The sequence below is a fragment of the Gordonia sp. SMJS1 genome, assembly GCF_029866425.1.
GTDB classification, from domain to species: Bacteria; Actinomycetota; Actinomycetes; order Mycobacteriales; family Mycobacteriaceae; genus Gordonia; species Gordonia hongkongensis.
Genome location: NZ_CP123381.1, coordinates 829,389 through 847,493, shown reverse-complemented (window position 1 = coordinate 847,493; position 18,105 = coordinate 829,389). Strand labels below are relative to the sequence as shown.

At 67.2% G+C, this 18,105-nt stretch carries 17 protein-coding genes and 1 pseudogene; 10 read left to right on the top strand and 8 right to left on the bottom strand.

The window, feature by feature from the left end; translation table 11 throughout:
- Positions 1–121: 121 nt before the first annotated feature.
- On the bottom strand, positions 122–2,329 hold the full coding sequence (locus QAD21_RS03960) for an acyl-CoA dehydrogenase (RefSeq protein WP_165630576.1): 2,208 nt from the start codon (positions 2,327–2,329) through the stop codon (positions 122–124).
- Positions 2,330–2,463: 134 nt separating this feature from the next.
- On the opposite strand from QAD21_RS03960, the gene kstR reads away from it, so the two are divergent.
- The 3 genes from kstR (at position 2,464) to QAD21_RS03945 (ending at position 4,707) form a co-directional block, all read left to right on the top strand.
- Positions 2,464–3,114: a cholesterol catabolism transcriptional regulator KstR gene (gene kstR / locus QAD21_RS03955; RefSeq protein WP_065629124.1), complete on the top strand. Its 651-nt coding sequence runs from the start codon at positions 2,464–2,466 to the stop codon at positions 3,112–3,114.
- A gap of 124 nt (positions 3,115–3,238) precedes the next feature.
- Complete coding sequence (locus QAD21_RS03950) at positions 3,239–4,249, top strand: alpha/beta hydrolase family protein (protein WP_065629288.1); 1,011 nt, start codon at positions 3,239–3,241, stop codon at positions 4,247–4,249.
- Entirely contained in the window at positions 4,246–4,707 is a 462-nt protein-coding gene (locus QAD21_RS03945) for a MaoC/PaaZ C-terminal domain-containing protein (RefSeq protein WP_058251191.1), read from the top strand. The genes QAD21_RS03950 and QAD21_RS03945 overlap by 4 nt, the downstream gene beginning before the upstream one ends.
- A 68-nt stretch (positions 4,708–4,775) precedes the next feature.
- Here QAD21_RS03945 and QAD21_RS03940 read toward each other — a convergent pair whose 3' ends face one another.
- On the bottom strand, positions 4,776–5,054 hold the full coding sequence (locus QAD21_RS03940) for a hypothetical protein (protein ID WP_139114201.1): 279 nt from the start codon (positions 5,052–5,054) through the stop codon (positions 4,776–4,778).
- Between the two features lie 163 nt (positions 5,055–5,217).
- Between QAD21_RS03940 and QAD21_RS03935 the strand changes: the two genes are divergently transcribed.
- Together QAD21_RS03935 and QAD21_RS03930 are read left to right on the top strand one after the other, a co-directional pair.
- A complete protein-coding gene (locus tag QAD21_RS03935) occupies positions 5,218–5,622 on the top strand; it encodes a hypothetical protein (protein ID WP_159370096.1) in 405 nt (134 codons plus the stop codon).
- A 61-nt stretch (positions 5,623–5,683) separates the two neighbouring features.
- Positions 5,684–6,232 (top strand): DUF2716 domain-containing protein, encoded by a 549-nt coding sequence (locus QAD21_RS03930; protein WP_159370095.1) that lies wholly within the window; start codon positions 5,684–5,686, stop codon positions 6,230–6,232.
- A gap of 114 nt (positions 6,233–6,346) precedes the next feature.
- On the opposite strand, the gene QAD21_RS03925 is transcribed toward QAD21_RS03930, so the two are convergent.
- Positions 6,347–7,039: an SDR family NAD(P)-dependent oxidoreductase gene (locus tag QAD21_RS03925; protein ID WP_159370094.1), complete on the bottom strand. Its 693-nt coding sequence runs from the start codon at positions 7,037–7,039 to the stop codon at positions 6,347–6,349.
- A gap of 62 nt (positions 7,040–7,101) precedes the next feature.
- On the opposite strand from QAD21_RS03925, the gene QAD21_RS03920 reads away from it, so the two are divergent.
- Entirely contained in the window at positions 7,102–8,388 is a 1,287-nt protein-coding gene (locus QAD21_RS03920) for an MFS transporter (protein WP_068970480.1), read from the top strand.
- Here the strand turns inward: QAD21_RS03920 and QAD21_RS03915 are convergent.
- Positions 8,385–9,251 (bottom strand): oxygenase MpaB family protein, encoded by an 867-nt coding sequence (locus QAD21_RS03915; protein WP_068970479.1) that lies wholly within the window; start codon positions 9,249–9,251, stop codon positions 8,385–8,387. The genes QAD21_RS03920 and QAD21_RS03915 overlap by 4 nt on opposite strands.
- A gap of 142 nt (positions 9,252–9,393) precedes the next feature.
- A pseudogene (locus tag QAD21_RS03910) lies at positions 9,394–10,238 on the bottom strand (3-hydroxybutyryl-CoA dehydrogenase).
- 160 nt (positions 10,239–10,398) lie between these two features.
- Here QAD21_RS03910 and QAD21_RS03905 point away from each other — a divergent pair.
- The 3 genes from QAD21_RS03905 to QAD21_RS03895 all read left to right on the top strand — a co-directional run bounded on the left by QAD21_RS03905 (position 10,399) and on the right by QAD21_RS03895 (position 13,110).
- Positions 10,399–10,725, top strand: a complete 327-nt coding sequence (locus QAD21_RS03905) for a hypothetical protein (protein ID WP_068970477.1) — start codon at positions 10,399–10,401, stop codon at positions 10,723–10,725.
- Between the two features lie 250 nt (positions 10,726–10,975).
- The gene (locus QAD21_RS03900) at positions 10,976–12,451 is read left to right on the top strand and encodes a hypothetical protein (RefSeq protein WP_189340055.1); all 1,476 of its coding nucleotides are present in this window, start codon (positions 10,976–10,978) and stop codon (positions 12,449–12,451) included.
- Positions 12,448–13,110, top strand: coding sequence for a DUF305 domain-containing protein (locus QAD21_RS03895; protein WP_068970475.1), 663 nt, complete (start codon positions 12,448–12,450; stop codon positions 13,108–13,110). Before QAD21_RS03900 ends, QAD21_RS03895 begins: the two co-directional genes overlap by 4 nt.
- A gap of 27 nt (positions 13,111–13,137) precedes the next feature.
- Here QAD21_RS03895 and QAD21_RS03890 read toward each other — a convergent pair whose 3' ends face one another.
- A complete protein-coding gene (locus QAD21_RS03890) occupies positions 13,138–13,635 on the bottom strand; it encodes an HNH endonuclease (protein WP_058251202.1) in 498 nt (165 codons plus the stop codon).
- Between the two features lie 356 nt (positions 13,636–13,991).
- On the opposite strand from QAD21_RS03890, the gene QAD21_RS03885 reads away from it, so the two are divergent.
- Positions 13,992–14,366 carry a hypothetical protein gene (locus tag QAD21_RS03885; RefSeq protein ID WP_058251203.1) on the top strand — a complete coding sequence of 125 codons (375 nt, stop codon included), beginning with the start codon at positions 13,992–13,994 and terminating at the stop codon, positions 14,364–14,366.
- A 4-nt stretch (positions 14,367–14,370) separates the two neighbouring features.
- Here the strand turns inward: QAD21_RS03885 and QAD21_RS03880 are convergent, their stop codons facing one another.
- Complete coding sequence (locus tag QAD21_RS03880; RefSeq protein WP_068970474.1) at positions 14,371–15,237, bottom strand: enoyl-CoA hydratase-related protein; 867 nt, start codon at positions 15,235–15,237, stop codon at positions 14,371–14,373.
- 149 nt (positions 15,238–15,386) lie between these two features.
- A complete protein-coding gene (locus tag QAD21_RS03875) occupies positions 15,387–17,927 on the bottom strand; it encodes an ATP-dependent Clp protease ATP-binding subunit (RefSeq protein WP_058251205.1) in 2,541 nt (846 codons plus the stop codon).
- Between the last annotated feature and the right edge of the window lie 178 nt (positions 17,928–18,105).

Here is an 18,105-nt window from a genome sequence, read left to right as displayed (position 1 = left end):
TGTGCCTCCCTCACCATGAACCCGTCAAGAACTAGAACCTGTTCTAGTTGTATCAGAGTCCGCGCGCAAGGGTGTCGGAATCGGCGTTTATCTGCGGTTTCGGCACTTTCGCCGCAGCCGGTTACCGCGGCAAACCGAGAATGCGTTCCGCCGCGGCCGTGCGCAGGATCTGAGTGGTGCCGCCCGCGATCGAGAGGCAGCGGTTCTGCAGGACCGCGTCGGACGCCTCGGTCGCCGCCAGACCCGCGACCCCCAGGAGCCGCAGCGCGAGATCGGGTACCGATTGGCGATGTTCGACGCCGATCAGCTTGCGCACGCTCGACAACGCACCGGGGTCGAGCCCGGCCAGTTGCCTGGTCGCCGCCCTCGCGTCGAGGACCCGGCCGACGTGGGCGTCGGCGAGCTGGGTGCCGAGCGACGCTAGCTCCTCGGCGGTCAGCTCCCGATCCATCGACCGCACCTGCGAGAGCAGCGACTCCATCTCCTTGCCGAGGCCGGTACCGCCCATCGCCACCCGCTCGTTCGCGAGGGTGGTGCGGGCCAGCCGCCAGCCGCCGTTGATCTCGCCGACGACACAGTCGTCCGGCACGACCACACCGTCGAGGAAGACCTCGTTGAAGTTGGCCCGCCCGGAGAGCTCGCGCAGCGGCCGGATGTCGATGCCAGGCGAACCCATGTCGACGAGGAAGTAGGTGATGCCCTTGTTCTTCGGCGCTTCGGGATCGGTGCGCGCGAGGCAGATCGCCCACTGGGCGTTGTGCGCCTGCGAGGTCCAGATCTTCTGGCCGTCCAGGCGCCAGCCGGCGTCGACCCGTTCCGCCCGTGTGCGCAACGCGGCCAGGTCCGAGCCGGCCTCGGGTTCGGAGAACAGCTGGCACCACACGATGTCGCCGGCCAGCGTCGGGGCGACGAACCGCTCGCGCTGCGCGTCGGTGCCGTGTTCCAGGATCGTCGGGATCGCCCATGCGCCGATCACCAGGTCGGGCCGGTCGATCCCGGCCGCCTCGAGCTCGGTGTCGATCAGCAGCTGCATCGCAGCATCCGCCCCCAGACCGTGCGGCGCCGGCCAGTGCGGGGTCAGGTAGCCGGTCTCGGCGAGGAGACGGCGACGATCATCGGGTTCGGCGTCGGCGATCCTCGCGACGGTGGTGCGGACCTCGTCGCGCCGGTCCTCGACCTGCGAGAGGTCCAGACGGAAGCGCCGTCGCGCCCCCGCGAGCCCGCGCCGGGCGAGGGTGGCGGCGTGCGACGACGCGTTCGCGAGCGACGCCTGCGCGGCGAGTGCGGCGCGCAGATACAGGTGGGCATCGTGCTCGAAGGTGAACCCGATGCCGCCGAGGACCTGAACGCAGTCCTTGGTGTTGGCGACCGGGTCGCGACCGACCACGACGTCGGCCGCCAGCCTGCTGATCTCGAGTTGCTCGAGGGCCGGAGCGAGCCCGTCCCCCGCCCCGGCCGCCAGCACGTCGTCGACCGCGCCGGCGACATCCCACGCGACCGCGGTGACGCGTTCGCTGCGGCACAGCATCTCGGCGCAGATGTGCTTGATCGCCTGGAACGACCCGATCGGCACCCCGAACTGGGTGCGGACCTTCGCGTATTCGACGGCGGTGTCGAGAGCCCACCGGGTGACGCCGCTCTGATAAGCGGCGAGCGCCGCCGACAGCAGGCCCGCGACGAACGTCCCGTCGCCCAGTTCGACGAGGTCCTCGACGGCGACCCCGGACAGTGTCACGTGGCTGACCGACGCGGTTCCGTCGAGCGGGGTCTGCGGCGTGACGTCGGCGACTCCCGCACCCGGCGGGAGGATCCACCAGGACCGTTCCCGATCGTCGGTCCCGAATTCGACCAGCACGGCGCACCCCTCGACGTACCCGCCGACGAGTCCGAGGTCGAGGTCGCCGCCGGACAGTTCGAGGGCCACCCCGGCGTAACTCGTCGCGGGCGTCACCACCGGCACCGACCCGGCCAGCACCTCGCCCAGCAGTCCGGCAGACCGGTCGGTGTCGCCCTGCGGCGAATCCGCACGGCGAACCGCCAGCGCGATCGCTGCGGTCACCGTCGGACCGAGCGGGCCGGGGACGAGATCGGCCCCACACTGCTCGAGCATGGCGGCCACGTCGAGGAAACTCGCGCCGAGACCGTCGGACGCCTCGGGGACCGCGGCGGCGAACACGCCCAGATCGGCGATCTGCGAAAATAGACCGGTCCACTGGTCGCTCGGCTTGTCGAGGTCGGACCGCACGATGTCGGTCACACTGGTGGAGCGCGCCCAGGACGCGATGCTGTCACGGACCGCGATCTGCTCGGAAGACGTGGCGATTGTCACTGGCAATCCCTGTATGTCGAGTTGTGCCGAATAATTAGAACCTGTTCTAATATGCCATGGGTGTACTCGGATCGGGTAGCCACCCACGATCCACCCATTGAGACGTTTGATCACGTGAGGATGTTCGAGAGCACATGGCCCGTTCTGCACCCGGCAACGCCGCGGTCGACGCCCCCAACGGGGCTGCGGCGCCGGCCGCCTCGCCCGAAGCCGGCTCCACCGCGCAGCGCGAACGCCGCCGCCGCATCCTCGACGCCACCCTCGCGCTGGCGTCCAAGGGCGGATACGACGCCGTGCAGATGCGCACCGTCGCCGACAAGGCCGACGTCGCCGTCGGGACGCTGTACCGCTACTTCCCGTCGAAGGTCCACCTTCTCGTCACCGCGCTCGCCCGCGAGTTCGAGCGAGTCGAGTCGAAGGTCGATCGTTCGCAGTTGCGCGGCGACACCGCGATCGACCGCCTCCGTCATGTCCTGGACATGATCACCTTCGCCATGCAGCGCGATCCGCTTCTCACCGAGGCGATGACGCGTGCGTTCATGTTCGCCGACGCGTCGGCGACCGCCGAGGTCGACCAGGTCGCCGGGATCATCGACCGGCTCCTCGCCGGAGCGATCGTCGACGACGGCGAACCCACCGAGGAAGATCTCGCGATCGCGCGCGTCCTCTCCGATGTGTGGATGTCGAACCTGGTGCAGTGGCTGACCCGTCGCGCGTCGGCGACCGACGTCACGAACCGGCTCGAACTCACCGTCCGGCTCCTGCTCAAGGATCGCGTCAAGTAATCGGGTTCTCCCCTCGAACGTGACGTCACAACTGGGTGACGAGCACCTTCTCGACTTGGGAGCGCCAGTCGAACTCGGCTACCTTTGTTACGTCTGAGAATTCTGTTAACAGAAGGGGCTAGTGGTGCGATCCTCCTGGTTGCGACGACTGTGCGTCGTCGGATCTGCCGTTGCGGTCGCGACCGCCGGATGGGCTCCGGCCGCGCTGGCCGAGCCGACCCCCGATCCCGATCGCGCTCGCATAGACACCGTGGTCCACGACTCCGCCCAGCAGTCGACACTCATCGTGTACTCGGCGGCGATGCGCAAACTCATCCCCGTCAACGTGTTGCGCCCCAAGGACACCACCAAGTCGCGCCCCACGCTCTACCTGCTCAACGGCGCCGGCGGCGGCGAGGACTCCGCGACCTGGGCGGCCAAGACCCAGTACGCGAAGTTCTTCTCCGACAAAGAGGTCAACGTCGTCACGCCGATCGGCGGCGCGTTCTCCTATTACACCGACTGGCAGCACGACGATCCGGTACTCGGCCGCAACAAGTGGACGACGTTCCTCACCAAGGAGCTCCCGCCGCTGGTGGACAAGGAATTCGACACCACCAAGGTCAACGCCATCGCCGGGATCTCGATGGCCGGGACATCGGTGCTCAACCTCGCGATCGCCGCACCGAAGCTCTACCGGTCGGCCGCCGCCTACAGCGGATGCGCGCGTACCAGCGACCCGGTGGGACAGGCCTACATCCGGATGGTCGTCGCCGACCGCGGGCAGGGCAACCTGAACAACATGTGGGGACCGGTCAATTCGGCCGGGTGGCGGGACAACGACCCGTACATCCACGCGGACAAGCTGCGCGGCACCAAGGTCTACATGACCAGCGGCACCGGCATGCCCGGACAGTTCGACCGGCTCGAGGCACCGCTGGTCGCCGGCGATCCGCTGACACTGGCCAACCAGATGGTCATCGGCGGCATCATCGAGGCCGCGGTCAACGAGTGCACCAAGCAGATGGTGTCGCGCATGCGGGCGCTCAAGGTGCCGCACGAAGTCACCTTCCGGCCGAGCGGCACCCACTCCTGGGGTTACTGGGAACGCGACCTCGAGACCACCTGGCCGAAGATCGCGGCAGACCTGAGGTGAGCGACGCATCGGACCGCTTGTGGGCCGATGACCTGTCCGTGGGCCAGATCTTCGAGTTCGGCACGCATCACGTCAGCGAAGACGAACTGCTCGACTTCGCCCGCGCATGGGATCCGCAGGACTTCCACGTGGACAAGGCCGTTGCCGAACGCGGCCCCTACGGCGGGCTGATCGCCAGTGGGCTGCACACGATGTCGATCTACCAGAGGCTCAATGTCACCGGCGTGCTGAACAATTGGCGGGTGATCGCGGGCAAGCGACTGGGCGACGTCGAATTCCTGCGTCCCGTCCGCCCCGGCGACACCCTCACCGGGTCGACCGTCATCGACGCGATCGAGTTCGATGACCGTGCCCGCGCTCTGGTCACCTCGTCGGCGGAGCTGCGCAACGGTGACGGAAAACCGGTGATGCGCACCGTCGTCGAAGCCTATGTGCACGCGCGACCCAATCGCGATTGACATCTTCGGTTGCGCTGCCGCGGTTCTCACCGTACGTCTCCGGCTTCCATCACGTTCGAGTCCTCGCGTCACTCGAGAGAGTTGCGCCTGACCAGCCATTGCCACCGGCTCAGCCGCCACACAGCTGCTCCGACGACCGGGACAAGCCACACGACCCCCACCCACGACAGACTGCCTCGTAGGCCGAGATGATGACCGACGACGTCGACGGTCGCGAACATCGACAGGGTGAACCACACCGAGAACAAGACCAGCAATGCGAACGCGATGTAGAACGGCCGGTTGAAGTCAGCGCTGCACGCAGCGTCTCTCGCGCATTCCGACAGTCCGGCCTCGGCGAGCAGCACATGCTCAATGTACGTGTTGACGGCAGCAGTACGGCTGTTTTCGTTGCTGTGGACCGGCCACATCCGCGTGGGCCGACGGTCGGAACGAACCCCTGGCCGTGGGGGGACGAGACACGACGGACGGAGAACCGAATGGAATCCGTACCGCAGATACCGTGACTGGATGAAGACACTGCGATTCGCCTCGATCATCTCGGTGCTGTGCACGGTGGTCATCTTGTCGTTCGTCGTGCCATCACTCGTTCTGTCAGGTGTTGTCGAGGTCTCAGGCGGCTTCGAGTACATGGTGGTGTTCCCGACGCTGATCGGCTTGCTGTGCGCCTTCGTTGCACTGATCGTCGGCGGCGCGTGTGTCTTTCGGGGACGCTCGCGCACGGTGGCGTCGATCCTCACGACCCTCGGCCAGTTGACCACCCTAGCGCTCGGCGCAGCGATCGTCGTGTGGGCGACGAACTTCGGCACGACCGGTTGGGAACTGCTTGCCCTCCCCGCCGCGCTGATCTGCGGGCAGATCCTCGTCGCGGTGGGTCTCTTCGTCTGGCGCCGCGCACCATCGGATGTCGTCTGAGAGTGCTGTGGCGGAACGTGATGAAGGTGTTCCGCCCGCTACGCTCTGCGACGATGGTCCGATGATGCGTTGGGCCCTCGACCACGGAAACCCGCTACCGCCGGGATGGAGCTACCTGCCCCGAGACGAAGAGGACGTGGCGTGGGAGTTGTTCCGTGATCGGTTTCGATCGTTCCGGCCCAGCATCTACCCGACAGACTGGCCCGCAGTTGTCGATCCTGCTCCGTCGGTAACCTTCGACCTGTCTGTCCCGGAGAACTCTCCCGGCGTGTGGAGCGCCCAATTCGATGCGATCAACGCCGAGGCGCAGCGTTGCTTCGTCCACGTGCAGGACGATCCTTACTGGATTGTGCTCGACTGGCAGCATCCCGGCTATCGGCTCAATGCAGCGGCACATGCCGAGACGTTCGACGCAGAGTGGCCGGTGCCGGTGTTCCCGAACGGCGACTACTACATCTTCGCTCGGCCCGACTTCAGCACTGGCACATTCGGACATCCGTGGGAGAAGACGCTGTGCGTGTTCGGTTCCGAGCTGGTTCAGACGTTGGGCCGGACCCTCGCAACATGGCTCCCGCGCAAGCGCGAGAACGGTGACCCGCTGCCGGGGTAGTCGACAGATGCGATCCCGCATGCGACTTCCACGCAGGCATCGTTGAATCGTCTGCGGTGCGATCGATTACACCATCGCTCAACGCAGATTCTTGCGCACCAGCGGTTCTCCGGCTCAGCCGACGCCCGGCACGGGGACCTGCGCGCCGGTGATCGCACTCGAGGCGTCGGAGACCAGGAACGAGATCGTCTGAGCGATCGACTCGGGCGACACCCAGCCCGCCCGCGACGAATCCGGTTGACTGGCGCGGTTGCCCGGGGTGTCGATCACCGACGGCAGAATCGCATTGGCCCGGATGCCGTCGGACTTGTACTCGGCGGCGAGCGCACTGATGAACGCCCACACCGCTGCTTTCGACGTGATGTAGCCCGCCGCACCGGAGAAGGGCGCGAACGCCGCCTTCGCCGACACCCCGACGATCGACCCGCCGCCGGCCTCGATGATCGTCGGAATGGCCGCCGCGGACAGCAGATACAGCGGCCGCAGGTTGAGCCGGAGCAGTCGCTCGAACTCGTCGACCGGCGTCGCGTCGACCCGCTCCCCCATCGCGAACCCGCCCACCAGGTTCACCACCGCGGTGACCGGCGCCGACGCGTCGCTCGCGGCGATCGCCACGACCTCGGCGACCGACGCCTCGTCGAAGAGGTCGGCGTGCACACCGACCAACCGGTCCGATTCCGGGAGGCGTGACAACCCGGCTTCGGTGCGCCCGGGCACCACCACGCGCCATCCGTCGTCGAGCAACGTGCGGGTGACCGCCGACCCCAGGCCGCCCGTCCCGCCCGACACGATCACCGTCTGCGTCATCCCGCCGACCCTACTGGAGGCGGACCCCTGGGTGGAGGCGCACGCGCCTACGATGGTCGTCGATGACCGACGACCGTGTTCCCGAGATCGGAGACGTGCCGCGGGAGCGCGAACCGGGCGGTCGTCGCCCCGACGACGCCGACCGGACGAGCATGTTCGCGTCGTTGCGCATCCCCAACTACCGCCTGTTCTACGCCGGCATGGCCGTCTCGATGACGGGTTCGTGGATGCAGGCAACGGCGCAGGCGTGGCTCGTGCTGACGCTGAGCGGATCGGCGTCCGTCCTGGGACTCATCGTCGCTCTGCAGGCGCTACCGGTTCTGCTCATCGGGCCGTACGCGGGCGTTATCGCCGATCGCGTCGACCGCCGACGCCTGCTCATCGTCCTGCAGTCGATGATGGGGCTGCTGGCCGCGGCGCTCGCCGCCGTCACCCTCACCGGGGTGGTGCAGGTCTGGCACGTCGGCGTGCTGGCGGTGATGCTCGGGCTCGGCCACGCCTTCGAACAGCCGGCGCGACAGGCGTTCATCCATCAGATCGTCGGCAAGGACCTCATCCGCAACGCGGTCACCCTCAACTCGGTCATGGTGAACGCCGCTCGCGCCGTGGGCCCGGCGGTGGCCGGGGTGATCCTGGCCCTCGTCGGTTCCGGTCTGTGCTTCGCGATCAACGCGGTCAGCTTCATCGCCGTGGTCGCGTCGCTGCTTGCGCTCGACTCATCGAAGATCACCGCCGAATCACCGGTTCCGCGCGCCAAAGGCCAGCTGCGCGAGGGTCTTCGATACGTGCGGAGTCGTCCTGTGCTGTGGATCCCGCTCGCCACGATGGCGCTCGTCGGCACCCTGACGTACAACTTCCCGGTCACGCTGCCCGCCGCCGCGGACTTCGTGTTCGACGGCGGGCCGCAAGCCCTCGGTTTCATGACGTCGGCGATGGGAGTGGGTGCGGTCGTCGGCGGACTCGTGGTCGCGGCTCGCGGGAACACCGGACTGCGCCCACTCACGCTGGCGGCCTTCGGCTTCGGGGTCGCCGTCGCGGCGACCGCACTCGCCCCGAACCTCCCGACGGCGATCTGCGCACTCTTCGGGGTCGGCTGGTTGAGTGTCACCTTCATGTCGACGGGAAACGCGACCCTGCAGCTCAATTCCGAACCGCGGATGCGGGGCCGGGTGATGGCGCTGTGGTCGGTGGCGTTCATGGGCTCGACGCCGATCGGTGGTCCGATCGTCGGCGCGATCATCGAGACATTCGGCGCGCGCGTCGGTCTCGCGGTCGGCGCCGTTGCGTGCCTGGGCGCCGGAACACTCGCCTTCCTGGCCGCGCGCCGGAGCGGCGCCGGCGCCTCTTAGACGAGCGGCCGCCCCATCTTGACCCGAAGCCGGACATCGGCCAGCAGGAGCCGGAAACCCAACTGCGACACCCACAGCGGAGTGCGACGCTCTTTCTCCACCAACCGGCCGACGTAGCCGTCGAACCACGCCTGATCCTCGTCGGTCCACTCGACCCGGAGTGCGTCGCGGAACGGCTGCGGCAGATAGCCGATGGTCCGCCGCAGTTTGACCGGACCGTACTTCTCCTGGATGCGTTCCGGCGCGTAACCGAAATTGGCGATGTCGAGGAGGAAGTCCCGGATCTCGTCGCTGATCTCGATGCGCGAGACCTGGTCGTCCCAGTAGGTGGTGAACTCGTCGCGCGTGGCGGGCCACGCCTCGGCCGGCATCTGCAGCGTCGTCCCGCAGACCTTGCCCTGCTGGTAGAACTTCTCGCGATCCGCGCCCTGCAGCGGTCCGTGGACACGCTCGTAGATGTCCTCCCACCCGAAGTAGAGGCACGCCGCGACCCAGAGCTGCAGGTCGGTGTTCATCGCGTTGTACTCCACGGGACTGTTCTCGTCGGAGCGCACCTTCGCGTGCTGGCGGTTGACGGCGTGCCGGTACCGGCGCCGGTCGTCGGCGTTGCCGAGAATCGCGACCGCCAGATACGACGCGGTGGTCCGTGCGCGTTTGACCGGATGTTTGTCGAGCCGCCCGTTCTCGACCTTGCTGTGCGCGACACCGTAGCCGACCGCCGGATTGGCGAGCTGCATGATGACGTTCGTCGTGCTCATCGTCTGCCCCATCGAGAGCAGGGAACGCGCGAAGAAGCTGCTGTCGATGTTGTCCATCTCCACCCGCGACATCCGCTCATCGGATTGCGTCATGACCCCACCCATTCTGATAACGCTTGTTGTCTGATTGCTGTCAGCTTAGCGGGGAGCACGCGGGCCGACAATCCCGGAGCCGAAAGACTCCGCCATACGCCGAACCCCGGCTCACCCGAAGGTGAGCCGGGGCTCGGCGTCGGCGATCCAGCTGTCAGTAGGTGTAGAAACCGTGACCGGTCTTCCGTCCGAGGCGGCCGGCATCGACCATGCGACGCAGCAGCGCCGGCGGCGCGTAGTGGGGTTCGGCGAATTCCGCGTACAGCGACTCCGCGGCGGAGAGCGTCACGTCGAGACCGATGGTGTCGAGCAGGGTCAGCGGACCCATCGGGTAGCCGCAGCCGCCCTTCATCGCGAGGTCGATGTCCTCGGCCGAGGCGTAGCCCGAGTCGAACATCCGGATGGCCTGGCACAGGTACGGGATGAGCAGCGCGTTGACGATGAAGCCGGAGCGGTCACCCGCGCGGACCGCGGTCTTGCCGAGGGTGTCGGTGACGTATGCGCTCACGGCGTCGGCCGTCTCCGGCGCGGTGGTCAGCGTGGAGATGATCTCGACCAGCGGCATCACGGTACCGGGTTGAAGAAGTGCACGCCGACAACGCGTTCGGGGGTCTTCGTCGCGGTCGCGACCTTGATGATCGGGATCGACGACGTGTTGGTCGCGAGGATGGTGTTCGCGCCGGTCGCCTCGTCGAGGTTCGCGAAGATCTGCCGCTTGAGCTCCTCGATCTCCGGGGCCGCCTCGATCACCAGCTCGCGATCGGCGAGGTCGGCGTAGTCGGTCGTCACCCGCAGACGTCCGAGGGCGGCGTCGGCGTCGTCCTGCGCCAGCTTGTTCTTGCTGACCGCCTTGGCCAGCGACTTCTCCACCCGCGCCCGCGCGGCGTCGGCGAACTCCTGCTTGACCTCCACGATCACGACATCGCTGCCGGCCTTCGCACACACCTCCGCGATGCCCGCTCCCATGGTGCCTCCGCCGATGACGCCGATCTGTTGCACAGTGAACCTCCGAAGTCGAGTGATACGAGACCAAACGGTAGTCGGTCGCCGGATCGGTCATCCGAACGACTCCCGGCACCCCGGGAACATTCGTCCCCGACGTCGCCTCCAAGTACATGAACCGCCCAGAAGCACTCACCCCACTTGGAAGGACATACCAATGAGCACCGAGATCCCTGCCGACGCCGTTCTCGTCGACACCGATGGCGACGGAGCCGTCGACGCCGCACTCACCGACGTCGACGGTGACGGCACCACCGACGCCATCCTCGACACCGACGGCGACGGCCAGGCCGACTCGATCGCCTACGACACCGATGCCGACGGCGAGATCGACGTGATCGAGGCCGACACCGACGCCGACGGCCTCACCGACATCGCCGTCGCCGACACCGACGGTGACGGCACCTTCGACACCGCGGTCGACGGCGAGGGCAATGTCGAGGTCGGTGACTTCGGCAGCATCGACGGCGGCGACGCCGTCTGACGTCTGACGCACCCTGCACCCGACACGAGCCGGCCCGGAAACCCCGGGCCGGCTCTGTTCGTCCGTTCGAATTCGACGATTCGCCGATGTCGTCTCGGCTCGCCCACTAGCGTGTCTCAGATCACGATCGGGGGATGCGATGATGCCTACTCGTTTCGACGCGCGACACAGGGTCCGTTCGGGGGTCCGCCGGCGCCGCCGTCGCCATGCCGTCACCTGCCTCCTGGCCGGCGCGACACTTCTCTCGACAATGCTGGTGGCGGCACCGGCCGGCGCGGCCAACCACTATTTCCCCGACATCTCCGAGGTCGCGGTTCCCCAGGCGGACTGCGGACCGGGCTCGCTCCCCGAACCGGGCCTGCAGGGGGACGTCAGCGCCGAGGACCGCCTGTCCGGACGCAGCATGCGCGGCTACCGATGCAACATCACACGGATCGGCGGTGTCCGCGGCGCCGGCGGCGGGATCGTCTCGGCCAACTTCGAGCACTGCAGCTACACCGGCAGCCTGTTCCCCGGAAACAACTGGGTGAACCCGCCGGGCGTACAGGTCATCGACGCATCCGACCCGAGCGCGCCGCGAGTCGTCGGGTCCCTGACGGATCCGGCGATGCGCGGCGGCACGTGGGAGACGCTGAAGGTCAACAAAGAACGCAAGCTCCTGGCCGCGACGTCGGTGCCGTTGCTCTGGGGCGGCGGGTTCTTCGCCGTATACGACATCTCCGACTGCACCCGCCCCAGACTCCTCAACACGGGCCCGGGCACGACGACGCCGTTGCCGTTCACCTCGCACGAGGGCGGCTTCTCCCCCGACGGCCGCACCTACTGGGCGTCCGGGGTGTTCCCCGGGCACCTCAGTGCCATCGACATCGCCGATCCCCGGTCGCCCCGCGTGATCTGGCAGGGGCTCCACTCGTTCCTCGGTCACGGCTTCGGCATGTCGCCAGATGGCAACCGGATGTACCTGTCCAACATGGCGGGTGTGACGGTGCTCGACGTCAGCGACGTCCAGGAGCGACGGCCGCACCCGCAGGTCCCGCACACCGCGGCCTATCTCTGGCCGGACGGCCAGCTGAACCAGCACTCGATCCCGATCACCTACCGGGGCCGGCCCCACATCGTCACCGCCGACGAAGCAGGTTCGGGCGGCGTCAAGATCTTCGACGTGACGCGGGTGAACAAGCCCCGATACACCGCGCAGATCAAACTCGAGATCAATCTCCCCGAGCACCTCGACACCAATCTGCGGTCGTCGACCGGCGGGTCGCTGTTCAGCAGCAATCCGCACTACTGCACGGTCGACCGGGCGACCGATCCCACCGCGCTCGCGTGCGGCTGGGAATCGTCGGGTATCCGGGTCTTCGACATCCGCGACTTCGACCGGATTCGCGAGATCGCCTACTACAACCCGCCGGCCCGCAAGGGCACCACGATCGCGGAGTCGCCCAACTCGCCGCACGTCGTCGGCTCGCTGATGGGCTTGCCCGCCGTCGAATTCCTCAGCCTCGGTATGTCGATCGCGAACGGCAAGGTCCGGTTGAACGAGATGGTCGGTCCACGTAGCGGGATGATCGTCGGCGGTGACATGTCGACGGACTGGTGCATGTCCCCACCCGAGTTCCGCGGAAACGAGCTGCGGGTCACCTGTTCCGACGGCGGCTTCCAGGTGTTGCGGTTGAGTCCCGCGGTGTACACGCCACCGCCGGACCAGAACTCCTCGATCGGATGAGCGCTTCTCGCCTCGGCGTCCCGCTGGTGCGCGCGATGGTCCTCGGCGTGACCGCGGCCCTGCTCGTCACCATGGGTGTCGTCGTCGGGGCGGTGTGGCAGGGACGCGATCACGACTCATCCGCGATGAGCGTGTCCGACATCGGCTTCGCGCAGGACATGTCGGCGCACCACGACCAGGCGATCCTCATGTCGCGGACGATCGGTGCGGTGCCCGGAGTCGCGCCGCAGATCCGCGGCGTCGCCGACCGGATCGTCCACACGCAGACCGCCGAAACCGCCACGATGCGTGGCTGGTTGCTGTGGTTCGACGAACCGGTGACCGCGCCGGAGCCGATGTCCTGGATGTCCGGCGGAGACCCTCACCACGAGGGCACCCATCACGACGAATCCCCTCGGCCGATGCCCGGCATGGCGAGTATCGACGAGATCGGCAGTCTCTCCACCCTGCCACCCGGCGAGGCGGAGATCTTGTTCCTGCAGTTGATGATTCGGCACCACCGTGGCGGGATGTCGATGGCCCAGGCGGCATACAACGACGAGCGGACCGGTTCCGCGACGAAGGACCTCGCGCTCATGATGATCGGCGACCAGGGCGACGAGATCGGTCTGATGACGATGCTGCTCGCGGAACGTGGCGCCGACCCGTTGCCGACCTGATGGCAGGGGCGGCAACGGATCGAACGTCTAGTCCGTCTTCGGATGCAGGATGAACATCTCCCACACCTCTTTCTGGTCCGCGGCCCAGGGGTCGTAGACGAACGGGGCGTGCCGTAGGGCCATCCCCGCCTTGCGCGGCGTCCGGTTGGCCTTGAAACCGTTGCAGGACTTGCACGCCGCGACCTGGTTTCCGAATGTGCTCGGCCCACCCTGCGAGACCGGGACGATGTGGTCGACGGTGTCGGCGGGACCGTCGCAGTAGGCGCAGATCCATTGATCGCGCCGCAGGATGGTCGCGTTCGACGCGTAGGAGTCCATCGTCTTACCGGCGAACGGGCGGTAGGCATCTCGCTTGATCGCCACCACCTTGTGGATCGGCAGGGACAGCGTCGGCGAATGGACGACGCGGACCAGCGGCGTGCCCTCGACGTTCCGCGCGACCTCGGTGGTCAACAGAACCGCGGCGCGACGCCAGGTGACGCGCGCCAGGATCTGCAGTCCGGCGTTGGTGACGAAGATGGTCATGACAGCTCCTCGATGCGTGGGCGAGTGAGTGCGCCGACCACCGAGGTTCATGACCTCAGGAACTGGTGACGCGTGATGTGATCGGTCCCGGCCTTCCGTCGGACTTCAGTCCGCACGGACGGTCGGAGGGGGCCGTCCGCCACTCGCCGGCGAAAGCCTTGTCACCCATCGACATCTGCGTCACCTCCTCTCGTTGGTCTGGCCTGCTCTGTCGCCACGATAACCGCGGTCGATGGACGCTGCCACCGTTTATGTCCGGCGTGTTCGGATGTTCACCCAGTTCACACGGGCTGTTTGCAGGAGTTTTTCACCGCGTGCCGGTCCCGCGGGACAATGTCCGGCGCTATCGTCGGCGGATGCCCACCGAGGAGACCGCCGAGAATCCCCCTCCGCAGCCACCCGTGTCGACCCTCGACGCGTTCGCGTCGGTGGTGCTGGGACTGGTGCACGCGGTGCTGGCGCTGATCACGATCGCCGTCGCGGGTCTGACGGTCTTCGTCACCGACGCGTGCGCCTACGAGGAGTGCGGGAGTCCGGTCTGGACCGAGGTGGCCATCGGGGTGGGCATCGGGTCGGCCGTGGTGCTGGTGGCGGTGTCGGTGACCCTCGTCGTCCGCCGCGTGCGCCGAGGACTCCCGGCCTGGCCGGCCGCTGCGTGGTGCTGCGCCATCCAGCTGGCGATGATCTTCGTGGTACTCGAGATCGGCATCCAGGCCGGGACCCTCGACTGAGTGATCAGAAGATCTCGGGTAGATCTTCCGACACGGTGTTGGGGTAGGTCGCCGGACGCTTCTCCAGGAACGACATGACGCCTTCGTACACGTCACCGGACTGCCCGCGGTAGAAGATCGCCTTCGAGTCGGCGTGGTGGGCATCGAGCGGACTGGGCGCACCGGCCATCCGCCACAACAGCTGTCGGGTCAGCGCCGCCGAGACGGGGGCGCTGTTCGCGGTCATCTCGCGGGCGACGGCGATCGCGGTCTCGAGCACCTGGTCTTTGGGGACCACCTGCTGGATCAGCCCGCGTTCATGGGCTTCGGCGACGGGCACCATCTTCGCGCCGATCGTCCACTGCAGTGCGGTCGGCAACCCGACGAGCCGCGGCAGGAACCAGCTCGACGCGGCTTCGGGCACCAGGCCGCGGGCGGCGAAGACGAACCCGAACTTCGCGTCCTCCGAGGCGATCCGGACGTCGGCGGGCAGCGTCATCGTGACGCCGACGCCGGCCGACGGACCGTTCACCGCCACCACGATCGGCTTGAGCGAGGCGAACATCCGCAGCGTCAACTTCCCGCCCTCGTCCGCCGGAACCTCGTCTGAGTCCACCACTGACGAGGCGTCGAACGTCGACCCGCCCGCCTCGAGATCGGCGCCGGCGCAGAACGCGCGGCCGTTGCCGGTCAGCACGACGGCACGAACGGAGTCGTCGGCGTCGGTCTCGTCGAACGCGGCCCGCAGTTCCTCCCCCATCTGCATGGTGAAGGCGTTGAGCCGGTCGGGTCGATTGAGCCGGAAGATCGCGATCTCCCCATCTCGCTCGACGGTGATGGTGGGCTGGTCCTGTCGGGACTTGCGCCCGACCTCTGATGTATCGCTCGTCACAGATCGATGCTATCGGGCGCTGGGACACTCCGCGTCGGCTGTGTCAATGCGCGGAGCCGCGCACCAGCCGGGCACAACACAACGGCGGCGCCACCCTGTCGGGTGACGCCGCCGTCGATCGTGTCAGATCAGATCACGCGGATCGGCTATCAGCTCGCGTCGGCCTCGCCGGCCTTGGTGAGCTCGACCGGTGCGTCGGGAACCATGCGCGGCTTCTCCGAGCCGGTGAAGACGAACCGGGCGTCGTCGCCGTCGCCCTCGCCGTCCCAGTTCTCGACGTCGACCAGGACGATCTGTCCGGGAGCGATGTCGCCGAACAGGATCTTCTCCGAGAGCTGGTCCTCGATCTCGCGCTGGATGGTGCGACGCAGCGGACGCGCACCCAGCACCGGATCGAAGCCACGCTTGGCCAGCAGGGCCTTCGCGCGGTCGGTGACCTCGAGAGCCATGTCCTTGTTCTTCAATGCACCCTCCACGCGGGTCAGCATGAGATCGACCATCTGGATGATCTCTTCCCGCGTGAGCTGGTGGAACACGACGATGTCGTCGATGCGGTTGAGGAACTCGGGGCGGAAGTGCTTCTTGAGCTCGTCGTTGACCTTCTGCTTCATCCGCTCGTAGTTCGACTGGGTTCCGTCGCTCGACGAGAAGCCCATGCCCACGGCCTTGGAGATGTCCGAGGTACCGAGGTTCGAGGTGAAGATCAGCACGGTGTTCTTGAAGTCGACCGTGCGGCCCTGACCGTCGGTCAGACGACCGTCTTCGAGGACCTGCAGCAGGGTGTTGTAGATCTCCGAGTGGGCCTTCTCGATCTCGTCGAACAGCACCACCGAGAACGGCTTGCGGCGCACCTTCTCGGTGAGCTGCCCGCCCTCTTCGTAGCCGACGTACCCGGGAGGGGCACCGAACAGACGCGACGCGGTGAAGCGGTCGTGGAACTCGCCCATGTCGATCTGGATCAGGGCGTCGTCCTCGCCGAAGAGGAAGTTCGCCAGCGCCTTGGAGAGCTCGGTCTTACCGACACCGGACGGACCGGCGAAGATGAACGAGCCCGACGGCCGCTTCGGATCCTTCAGGCCGGCACGGGTACGACGGATCGCCTTCGAGACCGCCTTGACTGCGTCCTCCTGCCCGATGATCCGCTTGTGCAGCTCCTCCTCCATGCGGAGCAGACGCGTGGTCTCCTCCTCGGTGAGCTTGAACACCGGGATGCCGGTCCAGTTGCCGAGGACCTCGGCGATCTGCTCGTCGTCGACCTCGGCCACGACGTCCATGTCACCGCTGCGCCACTGCTTCTCGCGCTCGGCGCGCTCGGCGACCAGCTGCTTCTCCTTGTCGCGGAGGCTGGCGGCCTTCTCGAAGTCCTGAGCGTCGATCGCGCTTTCTTTCTCCTTGCGCGCATCGGCGATGCGGTCGTCGAACTCACGCAGGTCTGGCGGCGCGGTCATCCGGCGGATGCGCATGCGCGCGCCGGCCTCGTCGATGAGGTCGATCGCCTTGTCCGGCAGGAACCGGTCGTTGATGTAGCGGTCGGCCAGCGTGGCGGCGGCGACCAGCGCGCCGTCGGTGATCGAGACGCGGTGGTGCGACTCGTACCGGTCGCGCAGGCCCTTGAGGATCTCGATGGTGTGCTCGACAGACGGCTCGCCCACCTGCACGGGCTGGAAGCGACGCTCGAGTGCGGCGTCCTTCTCGATGTACTTGCGGTACTCGTCGAGGGTCGTCGCGCCGATGGTCTGCAACTCGCCGCGGGCCAGCTTCGGCTTGAGGATGCTGGCGGCGTCGATGGCGCCCTCGGCGGCACCTGCGCCGACGAGCGTGTGCAACTCGTCGATGAACAGGATGATGTCGCCGCGGGTGTTGATCTCCTTGAGCACCTTCTTGAGGCGTTCCTCGAAGTCACCGCGGTAGCGGCTGCCCGCGACCAGCGAACCGAGGTCGAGGGTGTAGAGCTGCTTGTCCTTGAGGGTCTCGGGGACCTTGCCGTTGACGATGGCCTGAGCCAGGCCCTCGACGACGGCGGTCTTGCCGACGCCGGGCTCACCGATCAGCACCGGGTTGTTCTTGGTGCGGCGGCTGAGCACCTGCATGACCCGCTCGATTTCCTTCTCCCGGCCGATGACCGGGTCGAGCTTGCCCTCGGAGGCCGCGGCGGTCAGGTTACGACCGAACTGGTCGAGGACCAGCGAGGTCGACGGGGTGCCGGACTCGCTGCTGCGACCGCCGGTGCCCGCCTCCTGCGGCTCCTTGCCCTGGTATCCGCTGAGGAGCTGGATGACCTGCTGGCGGACCCGGTTGAGGTCGGCGCCGAGCTTCACCAGCACCTGGGCAGCGACGCCCTCGCCCTCGCGGATCAGGCCGAGCAGGATGTGCTCGGTACCGATGTAGTTGTGGCCGAGCTGCAGGGCCTCGCGCAGCGAGAGCTCCAGCACCTTCTTGGCACGCGGGGTGAACGGGATGTGTCCCGACGGCGCCTGCTGACCCTGGCCGATGATCTCCTCGACCTGGCTGCGAACCCCTTCGAGCGAGATCCCGAGCGACTCGAGCGCCTTGGCCGCCACGCCCTCGCCCTCGTGGATGAGGCCGAGGAGGATGTGCTCGGTACCGATGTAGTTGTGGTTGAGCATGCGCGCTTCTTCTTGGGCCAGAACCACAACCCGACGCGCGCGGTCGGTGAACCGTTCGAACATTGTTCTCCCTCACATTGCTAGCGCCCCGGCCGCCGCGGAGACCACCTCGGAGGTCCCGGAGGACAACCGGTGCGGATAGACGACGACCAGCCTGCTTCCACTCTAGAGGTCGTCTGGGGTGCACCTGCAGTTAACGCCTGCGCAGAGTGCATGGATCCCCCGTTGCGGCGGGGATGTG